Genomic DNA, 16,073 nt, shown 5'->3' with positions numbered 1-16,073 from the left:
AGCCCCGGAAATACCCGCTATATGCACCACTATTCCGCGCATTATTTTTGCAAAACTATTATTAAACTTTGCGCGCAGATTGCCGATAAAGCGGTTAACTACTGTTTGCAATCACAAGGAATTAGGCATGCCTTCATTTACATCACTGGGCGTTGGTTCGAACTTACCGCTGGATACATTGCTGACAAACTTAACCACGGCTGAGAAAAAGCGTTTAACGCCGATTACCCAGCAGCAGAGCGCTAACACCTCGCGTCTGACCGCGTACGGTACGCTGAAAAGTGCATTAGAAAAATTTCAAACGGCGAATACCGCACTGAACAATGCCGACCTGTTTAAAAGCACCACGGCCACCAGCAGCACAGAAGATTTAAAAGTCAGCACCACCGCAGGCGCTGCGCCCGGTAAATATACCGTCAGCGTGACCCAACTGGCACAAGCACAGTCATTATCGACTACGGCAAAAATTACCTCGACCAAAGAGCAGTTGGGCGATACCAGTGTTGATGAACGCACCATAACGATTTCACAACCGGGCCGTAAAGAACCTCTGGAAATCAAGTTAGGCAAAGGCGAAACCTCTCTGGAGGATATTCGTGATGCCATTAACGATGCGGACAGCGGTATTTCGGCCAGTCTGGTGAAGGTTAAAGAAGACGATTATCAGCTAGTGTTAACCGCGGAAAGCGGCACTGAAAGCGAAATGACCATCTCAGTATCGAATGATTCTAAACTGAGTGATTTACTGTCCTATGACAGCAAAGCGGGCAGCGGGAAAATGAAGCAACTGGTCGGTGCGCAAAATGCGCAACTGACCGTCAATGGCATTGATATTGAACGTCAAAGCAATACCGTAACCGACGCACCGCAGGGCATCACGCTCCAGCTGACCAAAGAAGTAAAAGATGCCTCTATCACGGTAACAAAAAGTGATGAAAAGGCCACAACGGCAATCAAAGCCTGGGTGGAAGCCTATAACTCACTGGTCGATACCTTTGGTACGCTGACTAAATATAAAGAAGTTGAACCGGGTGAAGCGGCCAGTGCAGATAACGGCGCGTTACTGGGCGACAGCGTTCTGCGTACCATTCAAAACGGTATTCGTGCGCCATTTGCTAACAGCGGCAGCGAGTCTCCGTTTAAAACCATGTCTGAGATTGGCATTACTCAGGATGGCGGCACTGGCAAGTTAAAAATTGATGAAGAAAAACTGGCTAAGGCACTGAAAGATAACACAGCAGCTACCCGTGAACTGCTGGTTGGTGACGGCAAAGAAACCGGTATTACCACCAAGATTGCCACCGAAGTAAAAAGCTATCTGGCCGATGACGGTATTATCGACAATGCGCAAGACAATATTAACGCCAATCTGAAACTGCTGACTAAGCAGTATCTGACCGTGAGTAATAGCATTGATGAAGTCGTGGCTCGCTATAAAGCACAGTTTACCCAACTCGATTCCATGATGAGTAAGCTGAACAGCACCAGTACCTATCTGGGCCAACAATTTTCAGCGATGAATAATTCCTGATAACACGAGGTAAGCATGTATACCGCGAGCGGTACCAAAGCCTATGCACAGGTCAGCGTGGAAAGCGCCGTGATGAGCGCCAACCCGCATCAGTTGATCGAAATGTTGTTTGATGGCGCCCATAGCGCCCTGGTGCGCGCTCGTCTGTTTATGCAGCAAGGCGATATCGTTGCCAAAGGTGAAGCATTAAGCAAGGCAATCAATATCATCGATAATGGTCTGAAGGCGGGCCTGGACCACGAAAAAGGAGGAGAGATCGCCACCCATCTTTCTTCGCTGTACGACTATATGGTTCGCCGTTTATTGCACGCAAATCTGAATAATGATTGTCAGGCGATTGAAGAAGTCGAAGGGTTACTCGGAAACATCGCGGATGCCTGGAAACAGATCTCACCAAACGCGTCGTCCCAGGAGTCCCGTTAATGACCTCAGCCGTGGAGTTTATCAACCGTTGGCAGCGCATTGCGCTGCTCAGTCACTCGCTGCTGGAACTGGCACAGCGAGGTGAATGGGACCTTTTACTGGAACAGGAAGTTACCTATCTGCAAAGTATTGAAGTGGTCATGGAAGAACAAACTCCATCAGGCATTACGCGAAGCGTTCAGGATTTGATTGCCGGGTATATTAAACAGACGCTGGATAACGAACAGTTGCTCAAAGCATTACTGCAGCAGCGTCTGGATGAACTCAGCACGCTGATCGGTCAGTCAACCCGCCAGAAGACGCTAAATAACGCCTACGGTCGGCTTTCCGGTATGTTGCTGGTTCCGGATGCCCCGACTGCCCCACAATAATTTCTCGTTACGTCTGAATAATCTTCCATACTCCAGAGGTCGGCCAAACGACTTCTGGAGCACGGAAGATGAAAAATCCCACCTTATTGCAGTACTTCCACTGGTATTACCCTGATGGCGGCCAGCTCTGGTCGGAACTCGCCGCGCGCGCGGACGGACTTAACGATATCGGCATCAATATGGTATGGCTACCTCCCGCCTATAAAGGTGCGTCCGGCGGATACTCCGTTGGCTATGACACCTACGATCTGTTTGATTTAGGCGAATTCGACCAGAAAGGCACTCTTGCCACCAAATACGGCGATAAAAATCAGTTACTGGCGGCAATCGACGCGTTAAAGCACAACGATATCGCGGTACTGCTGGATGTGGTGGTCAACCATAAAATGGGCGCGGATGAGAAAGAGCACATTCAGGTTCAGCGCGTAAACGCCGATGACCGCACGCAGATTGACGATCAGATCGTCGAATGCGAGGCCTGGACCCGCTACACCTTCCCTGCCCGTGCGGGTCAGTACTCTCAATTCATTTGGGACTACAAATGCTTCAGCGGCATCGATCATATTGAAAATCCCACCGAGGACGGCATTTTTAAAATCGTTAATGATTATACCGGCGAAGGCTGGAACGATCAGGTCGATGACGAACTGGGCAACTTTGACTACCTGATGGGCGAAAATATCGATTTTCGCAATCATGCCGTGACCGAAGAGCTCAAATACTGGGCGCGCTGGGTGATGGACCAAACCCATTGCGATGGTTTTCGCCTGGATGCCGTCAAACACATCCCGGCGTGGTTCTATAAAGAGTGGATCGAGCACGTCCAGGAAGTCGCGCCCAGGCCGCTGTTTATCGTGGCGGAATACTGGTCCCATGAGGTCGATAAACTGCAAACCTATATTAACCAGGTCGAGGGGAAAACCATGCTGTTTGATGCCCCTTTGCAAATGAAGTTTCACGAAGCGTCCCGCCAGGGACGTGATTACGACATGAGCCAGATTTTCACCGATACGCTGGTGGAGGCCGATCCCTTTCATGCGGTGACGCTGGTTGCGAACCATGACACCCAGCCGTTACAGGCGCTGGAAGCCCCGGTCGAGGCGTGGTTTAAACCGCTGGCCTACGCGCTGATCCTGCTGCGCGAAAACGGCGTGCCGTCGGTGTTCTACCCCGATCTCTACGGTGCACACTATGAAGATACTGGCGGGGATGGCGAAACCTACACCATCGACATGCCGATTATCGAACAACTTGATGAATTGATCCTGGCCCGCCAACGCTTCGCCCACGGCGTACAGACACTCTATTTTGATCATCCAAACTGTATCGCCTTTAGTCGCAGTGGTACGGATGATGACCCCGGGTGCGTCGTCGTGCTGTCCAATGGTGATGACGGTGAAAAGAGCATCGCGCTTGGCGCAAATTACGGCAATAAAACCTGGCGTGATTATCTGGGGAATCGCGAAGAAAGTGTAGTGACCGATGAAAACGGCGTGGCGACGTTTTTTTGCGATGGCGGCAGCGTCAGTGTGTGGGTGATTGAAGACGTGTTGTAGCACTTAACCCCGGTGGCGACAGGCTACCGGGGCGCCACGCTTATGGCAGTGGTGTGGCTAACGGCGTTTTCTTTAACACCTCGGCACACTCCAGCGTCGGGCGATCTACCCGTTGCAGCGTCATACCGTCATAATCCAGCGTATTGCCATCGCGATCAATTTCATACAGCTCGCGTTTCACCGTCACGTTGGTGAGATCACCGGAGAGCATGGTCAATTTTCCGGGGACGGCAATCACTCGCTGCCACTGACGGCAATCCAACGTATCCCCCTCTTTCGTGACAATCAGACTGGCGATCGCTTCCGGGCTCACCAGCGCGCGCTGCGGACCTTTAGACTGCCAGTATCCTGCCAGACCGGCAGGGGCTGGTGTTTTCACCACATCATTATAATTTTGTACCTCGGCGCAGCCGGCAAGCACCAACAATGCACCAACGATTGCTAATTTTTTCATCATTCATCCTGCATGCGAAGAAAAGGGGATTGTGGCATTAAAGCCTTGATGTCGCCAGCCTTTCGGCAGCCTGGAGAAAGATTGATCCAGGCGGTGTTACCTCTTATTACTCATAGTCAAAAATTCTGATCGGTGTAATATCCACGCTTCTTGTTACATACCTTCTGAGTTCAGAGGCAAAACGCATGTCATGGCAACACTTCAAACAGGCCTGGTTAATTAAATTTTGGGCCCCTGCCCCTGCGGTTATCGCAGCGGGTATTCTCTCCACTTATTATTTCGGCATTACGGGAACCTTCTGGGCCGTTACCGGCGAATTTACCCGCTGGGGTGGGCAAATCCTGCAACTGTTTGGCGTGCACGCCGAAGAGTGGGGATACTATAAACTGATCCACCTCGAAGGCTCGCCCCTGACGCGTATCGACGGGATGATGATCCTCGGTATGTTCGGCGGCTGTTTCGCTGCCGCACTGTGGGCCAACAACGTCAAATTACGCATGCCGCGCAGTCGGATCCGCATTCTGCAGGCGGTAGTCGGCGGGATGATCGCCGGGTTCGGTGCCCGCCTGGCAATGGGCTGTAACCTTGCCGCGTTTTTTACCGGTATTCCACAGTTCTCGCTGCATGCGTGGTTCTTCGCACTGGCGACGGCAATGGGCTCATGGTTTGGCGCGCGCTTTACTCTGCTACCGATGTTTCGTATTCCGGTCAAAATGCAGAAAGTTTCCGCCGCCTCCCCACTGACGCAAAAACCGGAACAAGCACGTCGTCGTTTCCGCCTCGGTATGCTGGTCTTTATCGGCATGATCGGCTGGGCGCTACTGACCGCAATGGACAAGCCGAAGCTGGGTCTGGCCATGTTGTTTGGCGTTGGGTTCGGCCTGCTGATTGAACGGGCGCAAATCTGCTTTACCTCGGCCTTCCGCGATCTGTGGATTTCCGGGCGTACCCATATGGCAAAAGCCATTATCTTCGGCATGGCGGTGAGCGCCATTGGTATCTTTAGCTATGTGCAACTGGGCGTTGAGCCGAAGATTATGTGGGCCGGTCCCAATGCGGTGATCGGCGGCTTACTGTTTGGTTTCGGTATCGTGCTGGCGGGTGGGTGTGAGACCGGCTGGATGTACCGCGCGGTTGAGGGCCAGGTGCACTACTGGTGGGTGGGGCTGGGTAACGTTATCGGCTCGACCCTTCTGGCTTACTACTGGGATGACTTTGCCCCTGCCCTTGCCACCCGCTGGGATAAAGTGAATCTGCTCGACACCTTTGGGCCGCTCGGCGGGCTGTTGGTGACTTATCTGCTGTTGTTTATCGCATTGATGCTCATCATCGGTTGGGAAAAGCGTTTCTTTCGCCGTGCCGGGCTGACGTCTGCTAAGGAATCCGCATGAAAAATATCGTCCCTGATTACCGTCTCGACATGGTGGGTGAACCGTGTCCCTACCCGGCGGTCGCCACGCTGGAGGCGATGCCGCAGCTGAAGAAAGGTGAAATTCTGGAAGTGGTCAGCGATTGCCCGCAGTCGATCAACAATATTCCGCTGGATGCGCGTAACCATGGGTATACGGTGCTGGATATTCAGCAGGATGGGCCAACTATTCGTTATCTGATTCAAAAATAAATGTAGGCCGGATAGCGCTGCGCTTATCCGGCAAACATTCTTTGCACGGTACACCTACACCTGCATCGACATCACTTCCTGGTAGGCTGATACCAGTTTGTTACGCACCTGAATGCCCATCTGCATCGAAACCGACGCTTTCTGCATATCGGTCATCACGTCATTCAGCGCAATGCCTGGTTCACCCAGGGTAAATTTTTCAGCCTGAACGCGAGAGGCGGTTTGCACATCGCTGATTCTGTCCAATGCCGCATGCAGCTGACCGGCAAAGCTTACGGTCGATTGTGGCTGCAAATCCTGCATTTTGGCTGACATTGCCGTGGCCTGTAGCTGGCTGATAACCCCTTCAATCCCCTGTATTGCCGACATTCTGATCCCCTGGATGATTTTTTACGTAGCAGAGATTACCAGTTCGTCAATAAGATAAAGGCGCTAAATAACGATAAAAAACCTCGGTTTTTAACGCATAGAAAAATTCGAAACCGCAAATAATGAGACCGTCAATTTTTCGAGTTTGCTGACCCGGGAGTGAGTCTTGTTCCACTTTGCAAAAAACGCCGTCCACGATAAGCCACGAGGTGCGAGATGAGTGCGACAGCATCGACTGCAACCCAACTAAAACCTCTCGAGTGGTTAAATCGCCTGCGCGCGAATCCCAAAATCCCTCTGATTGTGGCGGGTGCCGCTGCCGTCGCCATCATCGTTGCGATGGTCCTGTGGGCCAAAACACCTGACTACCGCACACTGTTCAGCAACCTATCCGATCAGGACGGTGGCGCTATTGTCACGCAGCTGACGCAGATGAACGTTCCTTATCGTTTCACTGAGGGAAGCGGCGCCATTGAAGTCCCAGCTGATAAAGTTCACGAACTGCGTTTACGTCTGGCACAACAAGGGCTGCCGAAAGGTGGCGCGGTAGGTTTTGAGTTGCTGGACCAGGAAAAGTTTGGTATCAGCCAGTTTAGCGAGCAGGTCAATTACCAGCGAGCTCTGGAAGGCGAATTATCCCGTACCATTGAAACACTGGGACCGGTAAAACGCGCCCGTGTCCATCTTGCGATGCCCAAGCCGTCACTGTTCGTCCGTGAACAAAAGGCCCCTTCTGCCTCCGTCACGGTAAACCTGGAACCGGGTCGAGCTCTGGACGAAGGTCAGATTAGCGCAGTAACGCATCTGGTCTCCAGCGCTGTCGCAGGCTTGCCGCCGGGCAACGTGACGCTGGTCGATCAGGCCGGACATCTGTTAACCCAGTCGAACACCAGCAGCCGCGACCTGAACGATGCGCAACTGAAATATGCCAGCGATGTTGAAGGTCGCGTTCAGCGTCGTATTGAATCAATCCTGTCGCCAATTGTCGGTAATGGCAACGTACATGCGCAGGTTACTGCACAGCTGGATTTCGCCAACAAAGAACAAACCGAAGAAAAGTACAGCCCAAACGGCGACGATTCACAAGCGGTACTGCGTTCACGCCAGCTTAACGTCAGCGAGCAGATAGGAAGCGGAGCGCCTGGCGGCGTACCGGGCGCACTGTCTAACCAGCCCGCACCGGCGAATACGGCCCCGATTAATACACCACCGGCAAATCAGCAAAATGCGCAGAATGCGCAAACCGCGCAAACCGCCCAAACGGCGAATAACGCCAATGCCGGCCCGCGCAGCACGCAGCGTAATGAAACCAGCAACTATGAAGTTGACCGTACCATTCGTCACACCAAGATGAATGTGGGTGATGTACAGCGCCTGTCGGTGGCGGTAGTGGTCAACTATAAAACGTTACCGGATGGCAAACCGCTGCCATTAACCGCTGACCAAATGAAACAAATTGAGGACCTGACCCGCGAGGCCATGGGCTTCTCTGAAAAACGCGGCGATACCCTGAATGTCGTGAACTCACCCTTCACCGCAAGTGATGACACGGGTGGAGAGCTTCCGTTCTGGCAACAGCAGTCCTTTATTGAACAGCTGATGGTAGCCGGTCGTTGGTTACTGGTTCTGCTGGTGGCCTGGATCCTGTGGCGTAAAGCGGTTCGTCCGCAGTTGATGCGTCGCAGCGAAGAGGTCAAAGCCGCACAAGAACAAACCCGTCTTCGCCAGGAAACGGAAGAAGCGGTTGAAGTTCGCCTCAGCAAAGACGAGCAGACCCAGCAGCGCCGCAACAACCAGCGTCTGGGTGCTGAAGTCATGAGCCAGCGTATCCGTGAAATGTCAGATAACGATCCGCGCGTCGTGGCGCTGGTCATTCGCCAGTGGATAAATAACGAACATGAGTAATCTTAGCGGCACCGATAAAAGCGTCATCTTATTGATGACCATTGGCGAAGATCGCGCGGCGGAGGTCTTTAAGCACCTTTCCACGCGCGAAGTGCAGGCCCTCAGTACGGCAATGGCCAACGTGCGTCAGATTTCCAACAAGCAGTTGACGGAGGTTCTGGCCGAATTTGAACAAGAAGCCGAGCAGTTTGCCGCACTGAACATCAACGCCAACGAATACCTGCGCTCCGTGCTGGTAAAAGCGTTGGGCGAAGAACGTGCCTCCAGCCTGCTGGAAGACATTCTGGAAACTCGAGACACCACCAGCGGCATTGAAACGCTCAACTTTATGGAGCCACAGAGCGCCGCCGATCTTATTCGCGACGAGCACCCACAGATTATCGCCACCATTCTGGTTCACCTCAAACGCGGCCAGGCCGCCGATATTCTGGCGCTGTTCGACGAGCGTTTACGCCACGATGTCATGCTGCGTATCGCTACTTTCGGCGGCGTACAGCCTGCCGCGCTGGCAGAACTGACCGAAGTGCTGAACGGATTGCTCGATGGCCAGAACCTCAAGCGCAGCAAAATGGGCGGCGTGAGAACAGCAGCAGAAATTATCAACCTGATGAAGACGCAGCAGGAAGAAGCGGTTATTACCGCGGTGCGCGAATTCGACGGCGAGCTGGCGCAGAAAATTATCGACGAGATGTTCCTGTTCGAAAATCTGGTGGATGTCGACGATCGCAGCATCCAGCGTCTGTTGCAGGAAGTGGATTCCGAATCGCTGCTGATAGCCCTGAAAGGTGCCGAGCAACCATTGCGCGAGAAGTTCCTGCGCAACATGTCGCAGCGTGCCGCCGATATCCTGCGCGACGATCTTGCCAACCGCGGTCCGGTGCGTTTGTCGCAGGTGGAAAACGAACAGAAAGCGATTCTGCTTATCGTACGTCGTCTGGCCGAAACCGGCGAGATGGTGATCGGCAGCGGCGAGGATACCTATGTCTAACGATCTGCCATGGAGAGTCTGGACGCCTGACGACCTCGCCCCGCCAATGGCGGAGTTCGTATTGGCCGATCATACCGACGATCAGCCGTCCGACGAGACAGAAGTGCCACAGCTATCTGCTGAACAACAGCTTGAGCAGCAGTTGGCGCAAATGCAGCTCCAGGCCCATGAGCAAGGATATAACGCCGGCCTGGCTGAAGGTCGGCAAAAAGGACACGAACAAGGTTATCAGGACGGACTGGCCCAGGGGCTGGAACAAGGTCAGAACCAGGCTCGCGCCCAACATGCGCCGATTCATGCCCGCATGCAGCAACTGGTCAGCGAGTTTCAGAATACACTGGATGCCCTGGACAGCGTCATTGCATCGCGCCTGATGCAAATGGCACTGGAAGCGGCGCGCCAGGTTATCGGCCAGACACCCATTGTGGATAATGCTGCACTCATTAAGCAAATCCAACAGCTGTTGCAACAGGAGCCGCTGTTTAGCGGTAAACCGCAGTTGCGCGTCCATCCGGACGATCTGCAGCGGGTGGAAGAGATGCTGGGGGCGACCCTCAGCCTGCACGGCTGGCGACTGCGTGGCGATCCAACGCTGCATCATGGTGGTTGTAAAGTCTCTGCTGACGAAGGCGATCTGGACGCCAGTGTTGCAACCCGCTGGCAAGAGCTCTGCCGTCTGGCAGCGCCGGGAGTCGTGTAATGACCACTCGCCTGACTCGCTGGCTCAACACGCTGGACAACTTCGAAGAGAAAATGTCGCTGCTGCCTGCGGTGCGTCGTTACGGGCGTCTGACCCGCGCCACCGGGCTGGTACTGGAAGCCACGGGTCTGCAGTTACCGCTGGGCGCCACCTGCGTTATTGAGCGTCAGGATGGCAACGAAACCCAGGAAGTCGAAAGCGAAGTGGTTGGCTTTAATGGTCAACGCCTGTTTCTGATGCCGCTCGAAGAGGTCGAAGGCGTTCTGCCGGGTGCGCGCGTTTACGCGAAAAACATCGCCGGCGAAGGGCTGCAAAGCGGGAAACAATTACCGCTGGGCCCTGCCCTGCTTGGGCGTGTTCTCGATGGCAGCGGGAAGCCGCTTGATGGGCTGCCAGCACCCGACACCACGGAAACAGGGGCGCTAATCACCCCGCCGTTTAACCCTCTACAACGTACCCCGATTGAGCACGTGCTGGATACCGGCGTGCGTCCCATCAATGCGCTGTTAACCGTCGGTCGCGGTCAGCGAATGGGGCTTTTCGCCGGTTCCGGTGTGGGTAAAAGCGTCCTGCTCGGCATGATGGCACGCTATACCCAGGCTGACGTCATTGTAGTCGGTCTGATTGGCGAGCGTGGACGCGAAGTTAAAGATTTTATTGAAAATATTCTTGGCGCCGAGGGACGTGCGCGATCGGTGGTGATTGCCGCCCCGGCGGACGTTTCCCCACTGTTGCGTATGCAGGGAGCAGCCTACGCCACTCGCATCGCCGAAGATTTTCGCGACCGCGGTCAGCACGTGCTGCTGATTATGGATTCCCTCACCCGTTATGCGATGGCGCAGCGTGAAATTGCCCTGGCGATCGGCGAACCTCCGGCAACGAAAGGCTATCCGCCGTCGGTGTTTGCTAAATTACCCGCACTGGTTGAACGGGCCGGAAACGGTATTCATGGCGGCGGTTCCGTAACCGCATTTTATACCGTACTGACCGAAGGCGATGACCAACAGGACCCTATTGCTGACTCCGCCCGTGCCATTCTCGACGGCCATATTGTCCTGTCCCGTCATCTGGCAGAAGCGGGTCACTATCCAGCCATTGATATTGAAGCCTCAATCAGCCGCGCAATGACCGCATTAATCAGCGAGCAACATTATGCGCGGGTGCGCAATTTTAAGCAGCTACTGTCCAGTTTCCAGCGTAACCGCGATCTGGTCAGCGTAGGAGCCTACGCCAAAGGCAGCGATCCCATGTTGGATAAAGCCATTGCCTTATGGCCACAGCTGGAAGCATTTTTACAGCAAGGCATCTTTGAACGAGCCGACTGGGAAGACTCCCTGCAGGCTTTGGATCTGATTTTCCCTGGTGTGTGATTAAGCAGGAGAGCATAGGTCATGGCACAACATGGTGCGCTGGCAACACTTAAAGACCTGGCTGAAAAAGAAGTCGATGATGCGGCAATCTTATTAGGCGAGATGCGCCGCGGATGTCAGCAGGCGGAAGAGCAGTTGAAGATGCTGATCGATTATCAGCATGAATATCGCAACAACCTTAATAGCGATATGGGTCAGGGTATTACCAGTAATCGCTGGATTAACTATCAACAATTTATTCAGACGCTGGAAAAAGCGATTGAGCAACATCGCCAACAACTCAACCAATGGACGCAGAAAGTAGATCAGGCGTTGAGCAGTTGGCGCGATAAAAAGCAGCGACTGCAGGCATGGCAGACGCTGCAGGACAGGCAAACCACAGCCGCTTTACTGGCTGAAAACCGCCTGGATCAGAAAAAAATGGATGAATTTGCTCAGCGTGCAGCTATGAGGAAACCCGAATGATTACTTTACCCCAACTGATTACCACCGACACCGACGTAGCCGCAGGTCTTCAGTCTGGCAAAGCGGTAGGTTCCCCCGAAGATTTTTTAGCGCTGCTGGCAGGTGCACTAGGTGCAGGCGATGCACAGGGTAAAGACGCCCCGCTGTCACTGGCCGATTTACAGGCCGCAGGTAGCAAACTGCAAAAAGGGGTATTGCAAAAGAATGGTGATACCACGCAGACGGTAAACTTAGCCGATCTGCTGGCACAAAAAGAGGTCCAAACCGAGGCATCGCTGGCCGACCTGACTGATGCACAACAGTTGCTGTCTGCACTCACGCCGTCATTGAAGGTTAATGCCCTGACGACACTGGGCAAAACCGCACAGCAGGATGAAAAAATAGCCCGTCTGAGCGATGACGATCTCGCCAACCTGAGTGCGCTGTTCGCTATGCTACCGGGGCAACAGATAACCACTCCGGCCGTTGATGCAACGCCAGCCCCGGCGGATGCGACGCTGTCAGTGCTGTTACGGGGTAATACCCCCAGCACGACTGCCGATAGCGCCAGTGAATTACTGAGCGGTGAAGGGAAAAAAGGTAAAGCAGATACAGCGATGCATGCCAGTGGCGTGGATCAGACCAACAATGCTGGTTTAACCCCATTAACGGCAGCGGCAGCCACGCGGGCGGAGATTGAAAGTTCACCATCACCAACAAGCGTTGGCGCAACAATAGCTCCGCTGGCTGGCACACAGACACATGCGCAGCCGTTACCGATCGCCGCGGCACCGGTATTGAGTGCCCCGCTGGGAAGCCATGAATGGCAGCAATCACTGAGTCAGCACGTCACGCTGTTCACCCGACAAGGCCAGCAAAGTGCGGAACTGCGCTTGCATCCGCAGGATCTGGGGCAAGTGCAGATTTCCCTCAAGCTCGATGACAACATGGCGCAACTGCAAATGGTCTCGCCTCATAGCCACGTTCGCGCGGCGCTGGAAGCGGCATTACCCATGCTGCGCACGCAGTTGGCTGAAAGCGGGATCCAACTGGGGCAAAGCAGTATCAGCAGCGAAAGCTTCGCTGGCCAGCAACAGTCGTCTTCACAGCAACAACAGGCTGGGCGTGCGCATGGACAAGATATTTTTGCGCCCGAAGATGATGCTGTTCTGGCCACACCTGCTGCACTGCAAGCCGCAGCTCGCGGTGATGGTGCAGTAGACATCTTCGCCTAACGCCAGAGGTAGCATGATTATCCGCGTCTTTTCCACGCTTTGTCGTGGTCAGGACACGGGATAATCAGCCTATAAGCTGTACCGAAACAGGAAGCCCGTATCTGATGACTGACTCCGCGATTAACAAAAAGAGTAAACGCGCTATTTGGATCCCTCTGCTGGTGTTAATTACTCTCGCCGCCCTCGCTACTGCGGGCTATAGCTACTGGCGCATGCAGCAGCAGCCGTCCGCCAGCGTAAAAGCGGAACCGGCTCCACCGCCTGCCCCAGTGTTCTTTGCACTGGATACGTTTACCGTCAATTTAGGTGATGCGGATCGCGTGCTGTATATCGGTATCACACTGCGTATGAAAGACGAGGCGACACGTTCACGTCTGAACGAATATCTGCCAGAAGTGCGCAGCCGTCTGCTGTTATTGTTCTCCCGCCAGAACGCAGCCACGCTCGCAACAGAAGAAGGCAAACAGCAGCTGATTGCCGCTATCAAAGAGACGCTCGCGACTCCGCTCGTTGTCGGGCAGCCGAAACAGGTTGTCACCGACGTTCTTTATACAGCTTTTATTCTGCGGTAAAGACATGGGCGACAGTATTCTTTCTCAGGCTGAAATCGACGCGTTGCTTAACGGCGATAGCGAAACTAAAGACGAACCCATTTCCGGTATCGCAAAAGAAAGCGATATTCGTCCTTACGATCCCAACACCCAGCGCCGCGTCGTTCGTGAACGTTTGCAGGCGCTGGAGATCATTAACGAACGCTTTGCGCGCCAGTTCCGTATGGGGTTATTTAACCTGCTACGCCGCAGCCCGGATATTACCGTGGGCGCGATCCGTATCCAGCCCTACCACGAGTTTGCGCGTAACTTACCGGTTCCGACCAACCTGAACTTAATCCACCTGAAGCCGCTGCGCGGTACGGGTCTGGTGGTGTTCTCACCGAGTCTGGTGTTTATCGCCGTAGATAACCTGTTTGGCGGCGATGGTCGTTTCCCGACGAAAGTTGAAGGCCGTGAATTTACGCACACTGAACAACGCGTGATCAACCGTATGCTGAAACTGGCGCTGGAAAGCTACAGCGACGCGTGGAAAGCGATCAACCCGCTGGAAGTGGAATATGTCCGTTCCGAGATGCAGGTGAAGTTTACGAATATCACCACCTCCCCGAATGACATCGTGGTGAACACCCCGTTCCACGTTGAAATCGGCAACCTGACGGGTGAATTTAACATCTGTCTGCCATTCAGCATGATTGAGCCTTTACGCGAACTGCTGGTAAACCCACCGCTGGAAAACTCGCGTAATGAAGATCAGAACTGGCGCAATAATCTGGTGCGTCAGGTTCAGCATTCTGAGCTGGAACTGGTAGCAAACTTTGCTGACATTCCGTTGCGGCTGTCCCAGATTTTGAAACTGAAACCCGGCGATGTACTGCCAATTGAAAAACCCGACCGCATTATTGCTCATGTGGACGGCGTGCCTGTGCTGACCAGCCAATATGGCACCGTAAATGGTCAGTATGCGCTACGCGTAGAACATTTGATAAACCCGATTTTGAATTCGCTGAATGAGGAACAGCCCAAATGAGTGACATGAATAATCCGTCCGATGAGAACACTGGTGCATTGGACGATCTGTGGGCTGACGCGTTAAACGAGCAAAAAACGACGACCACCAAAAGTGCGGCCGATGCGGTATTCCAGCAGTTAGGTGGCGGCGACGTCAGCGGTGCGCTGCAGGATATCGACCTGATCATGGATATTCCGGTCAAGCTGACCGTTGAATTGGGCCGCACCCGCATGACCATCAAAGAGCTGCTGCGCCTGACGCAGGGTTCGGTCGTCGCGCTGGACGGTCTGGCGGGCGAGCCGCTGGATATTCTGATCAACGGTTATTTGATTGCTCAGGGTGAAGTTGTGGTAGTCGCAGATAAATACGGTGTACGTATTACCGACATTATTACCCCATCTGAACGTATGCGCCGTCTGAGCCGTTAACGATGAACACCCAGGCCACCGTCTCTCAGCCTGCTACTGTACCAGGTTCACCGTTAGTGCAGGTCAGCGGTGCGCTGCTGGGGATCATTGTGTTGATCCTGGGCGCCGCCTGGCTGATTAAGCGCCTGGGATTTGCTCCCAAAAGCGTCAGTACGCGTGGACTGAAAGTTTCAGCCAGTACCTCATTAGGCCCACGTGAGCGGGTGGTAATTGTAGAGGTCGAAGACGCACGTCTGGTGTTGGGCGTTACAGCGTCGCAGATCAACGTTCTGCATACCCTTCCCCCGGCACCTGCCAGTGCAGAAGAAAAAGCGGCCTCCCCTGCGGATTTCCAGGCCATGATGAAGAGTTTGCTGAAGCGTCCTGGGAGATCCTGATGCGCCGTTTGTTATCCCTCACGCTGACGGGTTTGTGGCTTTTCAGCCCAGCAGCCCTGGCCCAACTACCGGGTCTGGTTAGCCAACCGCTGCCCGGTGGCGGACAAAGCTGGACGTTGCCCGTCCAAACGCTGGTGTTTATCACCTCGCTGACGTTCCTGCCTGCTATTTTGCTGATGATGACCAGCTTCACCCGTATCATCATCGTGTTTGGTCTGTTACGTAATGCGCTGGGAACACCGTCAGCACCGCCGAACCAGGTTTTACTTGGACTGGCGCTGTTTTTGACTTTCTTCATCATGTCGCCGGTGATCGACAAAATCTACGTTGATGCGTATCAACCCTTCAGCGAAGAGAAGATCTCCATGCAGGAAGCCATGGAGAAAGGGGCACAGCCGTTGCGTGAGTTTATGCTGCGTCAGACCCGTGAAGCCGATCTGGCCCTGTTCGCCCGCCTGGCAAACAGCGGCCCGTTACAGGGGCCTGAAGCCGTGCCGATGCGCATTTTGCTGCCAGCTTATGTTACCAGTGAGTTGAAAACGGCATTCCAGATAGGTTTTACCATTTTCATTCCATTTCTGATAATCGATCTGGTTATCGCCAGCGTGCTGATGGCGCTCGGGATGATGATGGTGCCTCCTGCTACCATTGCACTCCCATTCAAGCTCATGCTGTTTGTGCTGGTTGACGGTTGGCAGTTGCTTGTCGGCTCGCTGGCACAAAGCTTTTACAGTTAGA

Annotated in this window: 19 protein-coding genes; 17 read left to right on the top strand and 2 right to left on the bottom strand. The window is 53.9% G+C overall.

Translation table 11 applies throughout. The features are described 5' to 3' along the window. Positions 1–127: 127 nt before the first annotated feature. The 4 genes from fliD (at position 128) to amyA (ending at position 3,881) form a co-directional block, all read left to right on the top strand. Positions 128–1,531 carry a flagellar filament capping protein FliD gene (gene fliD / locus OGX95_RS09490; protein ID WP_286629247.1) on the top strand — a complete coding sequence of 468 codons (1,404 nt, stop codon included), beginning with the start codon at positions 128–130 and terminating at the stop codon, positions 1,529–1,531. 15 nt (positions 1,532–1,546) lie between these two features. Further along, positions 1,547–1,954, top strand: coding sequence for a flagellar export chaperone FliS (gene fliS / locus OGX95_RS09485; RefSeq protein WP_005127744.1), 408 nt, complete (start codon positions 1,547–1,549; stop codon positions 1,952–1,954). Continuing rightward, entirely contained in the window at positions 1,954–2,325 is a 372-nt protein-coding gene (gene fliT, locus OGX95_RS09480) for a flagella biosynthesis regulatory protein FliT (protein ID WP_005127745.1), read from the top strand. Before fliS ends, fliT begins: the two co-directional genes overlap by 1 nt. Before the next feature lie 68 nt (positions 2,326–2,393). Further along, positions 2,394–3,881, top strand: a complete 1,488-nt coding sequence (amyA, locus tag OGX95_RS09475; RefSeq protein ID WP_286629246.1) for an alpha-amylase — start codon at positions 2,394–2,396, stop codon at positions 3,879–3,881. 40 nt (positions 3,882–3,921) lie between these two features. On the opposite strand, the gene yedD is transcribed toward amyA, so the two are convergent. After that, positions 3,922–4,335 carry a lipoprotein YedD gene (yedD, locus tag OGX95_RS09470; protein WP_271450236.1) on the bottom strand — a complete coding sequence of 138 codons (414 nt, stop codon included), beginning with the start codon at positions 4,333–4,335 and terminating at the stop codon, positions 3,922–3,924. A gap of 137 nt (positions 4,336–4,472) precedes the next feature. On the opposite strand from yedD, the gene yedE reads away from it, so the two are divergent. Continuing rightward, positions 4,473–5,726 (top strand): selenium metabolism membrane protein YedE/FdhT, encoded by a 1,254-nt coding sequence (gene yedE / locus OGX95_RS09465; protein ID WP_353655423.1) that lies wholly within the window; start codon positions 4,473–4,475, stop codon positions 5,724–5,726. Further along, complete coding sequence (gene yedF, locus OGX95_RS09460; RefSeq protein WP_000790504.1) at positions 5,723–5,956, top strand: sulfurtransferase-like selenium metabolism protein YedF; 234 nt, start codon at positions 5,723–5,725, stop codon at positions 5,954–5,956. The genes yedE and yedF overlap by 4 nt, the downstream gene beginning before the upstream one ends. 54 nt (positions 5,957–6,010) lie before the next feature. On the opposite strand, the gene fliE is transcribed toward yedF, so the two are convergent. After that, positions 6,011–6,325 carry a flagellar hook-basal body complex protein FliE gene (gene fliE / locus OGX95_RS09455; RefSeq protein WP_286629245.1) on the bottom strand — a complete coding sequence of 105 codons (315 nt, stop codon included), beginning with the start codon at positions 6,323–6,325 and terminating at the stop codon, positions 6,011–6,013. Between the two features lie 216 nt (positions 6,326–6,541). Here fliE and fliF point away from each other — a divergent pair, with 216 nt between their 5' ends. The 11 genes from fliF (at position 6,542) to fliP (ending at position 16,072) form a co-directional block, all read left to right on the top strand. Continuing rightward, complete coding sequence (gene fliF, locus OGX95_RS09450) at positions 6,542–8,230, top strand: flagellar basal-body MS-ring/collar protein FliF (RefSeq protein WP_286629244.1); 1,689 nt, start codon at positions 6,542–6,544, stop codon at positions 8,228–8,230. Beyond that, complete coding sequence (gene fliG / locus OGX95_RS09445; RefSeq protein WP_048211311.1) at positions 8,223–9,218, top strand: flagellar motor switch protein FliG; 996 nt, start codon at positions 8,223–8,225, stop codon at positions 9,216–9,218. The genes fliF and fliG overlap by 8 nt, the downstream gene beginning before the upstream one ends. Continuing rightward, a complete protein-coding gene (gene fliH, locus OGX95_RS09440; protein WP_286629243.1) occupies positions 9,211–9,918 on the top strand; it encodes a flagellar assembly protein FliH in 708 nt (235 codons plus the stop codon). Before fliG ends, fliH begins: the two co-directional genes overlap by 8 nt. After that, the gene (gene fliI / locus OGX95_RS09435; protein ID WP_286629242.1) at positions 9,918–11,288 is read left to right on the top strand and encodes a flagellar protein export ATPase FliI; all 1,371 of its coding nucleotides are present in this window, start codon (positions 9,918–9,920) and stop codon (positions 11,286–11,288) included. Before fliH ends, fliI begins: the two co-directional genes overlap by 1 nt. Before the next feature lie 21 nt (positions 11,289–11,309). Further along, positions 11,310–11,753, top strand: a complete 444-nt coding sequence (gene fliJ, locus OGX95_RS09430; protein WP_005127756.1) for a flagellar export protein FliJ — start codon at positions 11,310–11,312, stop codon at positions 11,751–11,753. Then, positions 11,750–12,967, top strand: coding sequence for a flagellar hook length control protein FliK (fliK, locus tag OGX95_RS09425; RefSeq protein WP_286629241.1), 1,218 nt, complete (start codon positions 11,750–11,752; stop codon positions 12,965–12,967). The genes fliJ and fliK overlap by 4 nt, the downstream gene beginning before the upstream one ends. A 104-nt stretch (positions 12,968–13,071) precedes the next feature. Next, complete coding sequence (gene fliL, locus OGX95_RS09420; RefSeq protein ID WP_048211308.1) at positions 13,072–13,539, top strand: flagellar basal body-associated protein FliL; 468 nt, start codon at positions 13,072–13,074, stop codon at positions 13,537–13,539. A gap of 4 nt (positions 13,540–13,543) precedes the next feature. After that, a complete protein-coding gene (gene fliM, locus OGX95_RS09415) occupies positions 13,544–14,548 on the top strand; it encodes a flagellar motor switch protein FliM (RefSeq protein ID WP_003030434.1) in 1,005 nt (334 codons plus the stop codon). Further along, on the top strand, positions 14,545–14,958 hold the full coding sequence (fliN, locus tag OGX95_RS09410; protein ID WP_005127761.1) for a flagellar motor switch protein FliN: 414 nt from the start codon (positions 14,545–14,547) through the stop codon (positions 14,956–14,958). Before fliM ends, fliN begins: the two co-directional genes overlap by 4 nt. Before the next feature lie 2 nt (positions 14,959–14,960). Next, positions 14,961–15,335 (top strand): flagellar biosynthetic protein FliO, encoded by a 375-nt coding sequence (gene fliO, locus OGX95_RS09405; protein ID WP_286629240.1) that lies wholly within the window; start codon positions 14,961–14,963, stop codon positions 15,333–15,335. After that, positions 15,335–16,072: a flagellar type III secretion system pore protein FliP gene (gene fliP / locus OGX95_RS09400; protein ID WP_005127763.1), complete on the top strand. Its 738-nt coding sequence runs from the start codon at positions 15,335–15,337 to the stop codon at positions 16,070–16,072. The genes fliO and fliP overlap by 1 nt, the downstream gene beginning before the upstream one ends. The last annotated feature ends 1 nt before the right edge of the window (position 16,073 follow it).

Source organism: Citrobacter sp. Cu233, assembly GCF_030332225.1.
GTDB lineage: Bacteria > Pseudomonadota > Gammaproteobacteria > Enterobacterales > Enterobacteriaceae > Citrobacter.
The sequence above is the reverse complement of the archived record's forward strand: the minus strand, read 5'-3'. Positions and strand labels throughout refer to the sequence as shown.

Bases quoted from the DNA above. Each gene is read 5' to 3' on its own strand.
- fliS (WP_005127744.1), top strand. From the start codon at position 1,547: ATGTATACCGCGAGCGGTACCAAAGCCTATGCACAGGTCAGCGTGGAA.
- fliG (WP_048211311.1), top strand. From the start codon at position 8,223: ATGAGTAATCTTAGCGGCACCGATAAAAGCGTCATCTTATTGATGACC.
- fliF (WP_286629244.1), top strand. From the start codon at position 6,542: ATGAGTGCGACAGCATCGACTGCAACCCAACTAAAACCTCTCGAGTGG.
- amyA (WP_286629246.1), top strand. From the start codon at position 2,394: ATGAAAAATCCCACCTTATTGCAGTACTTCCACTGGTATTACCCTGAT.
- fliN (WP_005127761.1), top strand. From the start codon at position 14,545: ATGAGTGACATGAATAATCCGTCCGATGAGAACACTGGTGCATTGGAC.
- fliE (WP_286629245.1), bottom strand. From the start codon at position 6,325: ATGTCGGCAATACAGGGGATTGAAGGGGTTATCAGCCAGCTACAGGCC.
- yedD (WP_271450236.1), bottom strand. From the start codon at position 4,335: ATGAAAAAATTAGCAATCGTTGGTGCATTGTTGGTGCTTGCCGGCTGC.
- fliM (WP_003030434.1), top strand. From the start codon at position 13,544: ATGGGCGACAGTATTCTTTCTCAGGCTGAAATCGACGCGTTGCTTAAC.
- fliJ (WP_005127756.1), top strand. From the start codon at position 11,310: ATGGCACAACATGGTGCGCTGGCAACACTTAAAGACCTGGCTGAAAAA.
- fliP (WP_005127763.1), top strand. From the start codon at position 15,335: ATGCGCCGTTTGTTATCCCTCACGCTGACGGGTTTGTGGCTTTTCAGC.
- fliL (WP_048211308.1), top strand. From the start codon at position 13,072: ATGACTGACTCCGCGATTAACAAAAAGAGTAAACGCGCTATTTGGATC.
- fliH (WP_286629243.1), top strand. From the start codon at position 9,211: ATGTCTAACGATCTGCCATGGAGAGTCTGGACGCCTGACGACCTCGCC.
- fliO (WP_286629240.1), top strand. From the start codon at position 14,961: ATGAACACCCAGGCCACCGTCTCTCAGCCTGCTACTGTACCAGGTTCA.
- fliD (WP_286629247.1), top strand. From the start codon at position 128: ATGCCTTCATTTACATCACTGGGCGTTGGTTCGAACTTACCGCTGGAT.
- fliT (WP_005127745.1), top strand. From the start codon at position 1,954: ATGACCTCAGCCGTGGAGTTTATCAACCGTTGGCAGCGCATTGCGCTG.
- fliI (WP_286629242.1), top strand. From the start codon at position 9,918: ATGACCACTCGCCTGACTCGCTGGCTCAACACGCTGGACAACTTCGAA.
- yedF (WP_000790504.1), top strand. From the start codon at position 5,723: ATGAAAAATATCGTCCCTGATTACCGTCTCGACATGGTGGGTGAACCG.
- fliK (WP_286629241.1), top strand. From the start codon at position 11,750: ATGATTACTTTACCCCAACTGATTACCACCGACACCGACGTAGCCGCA.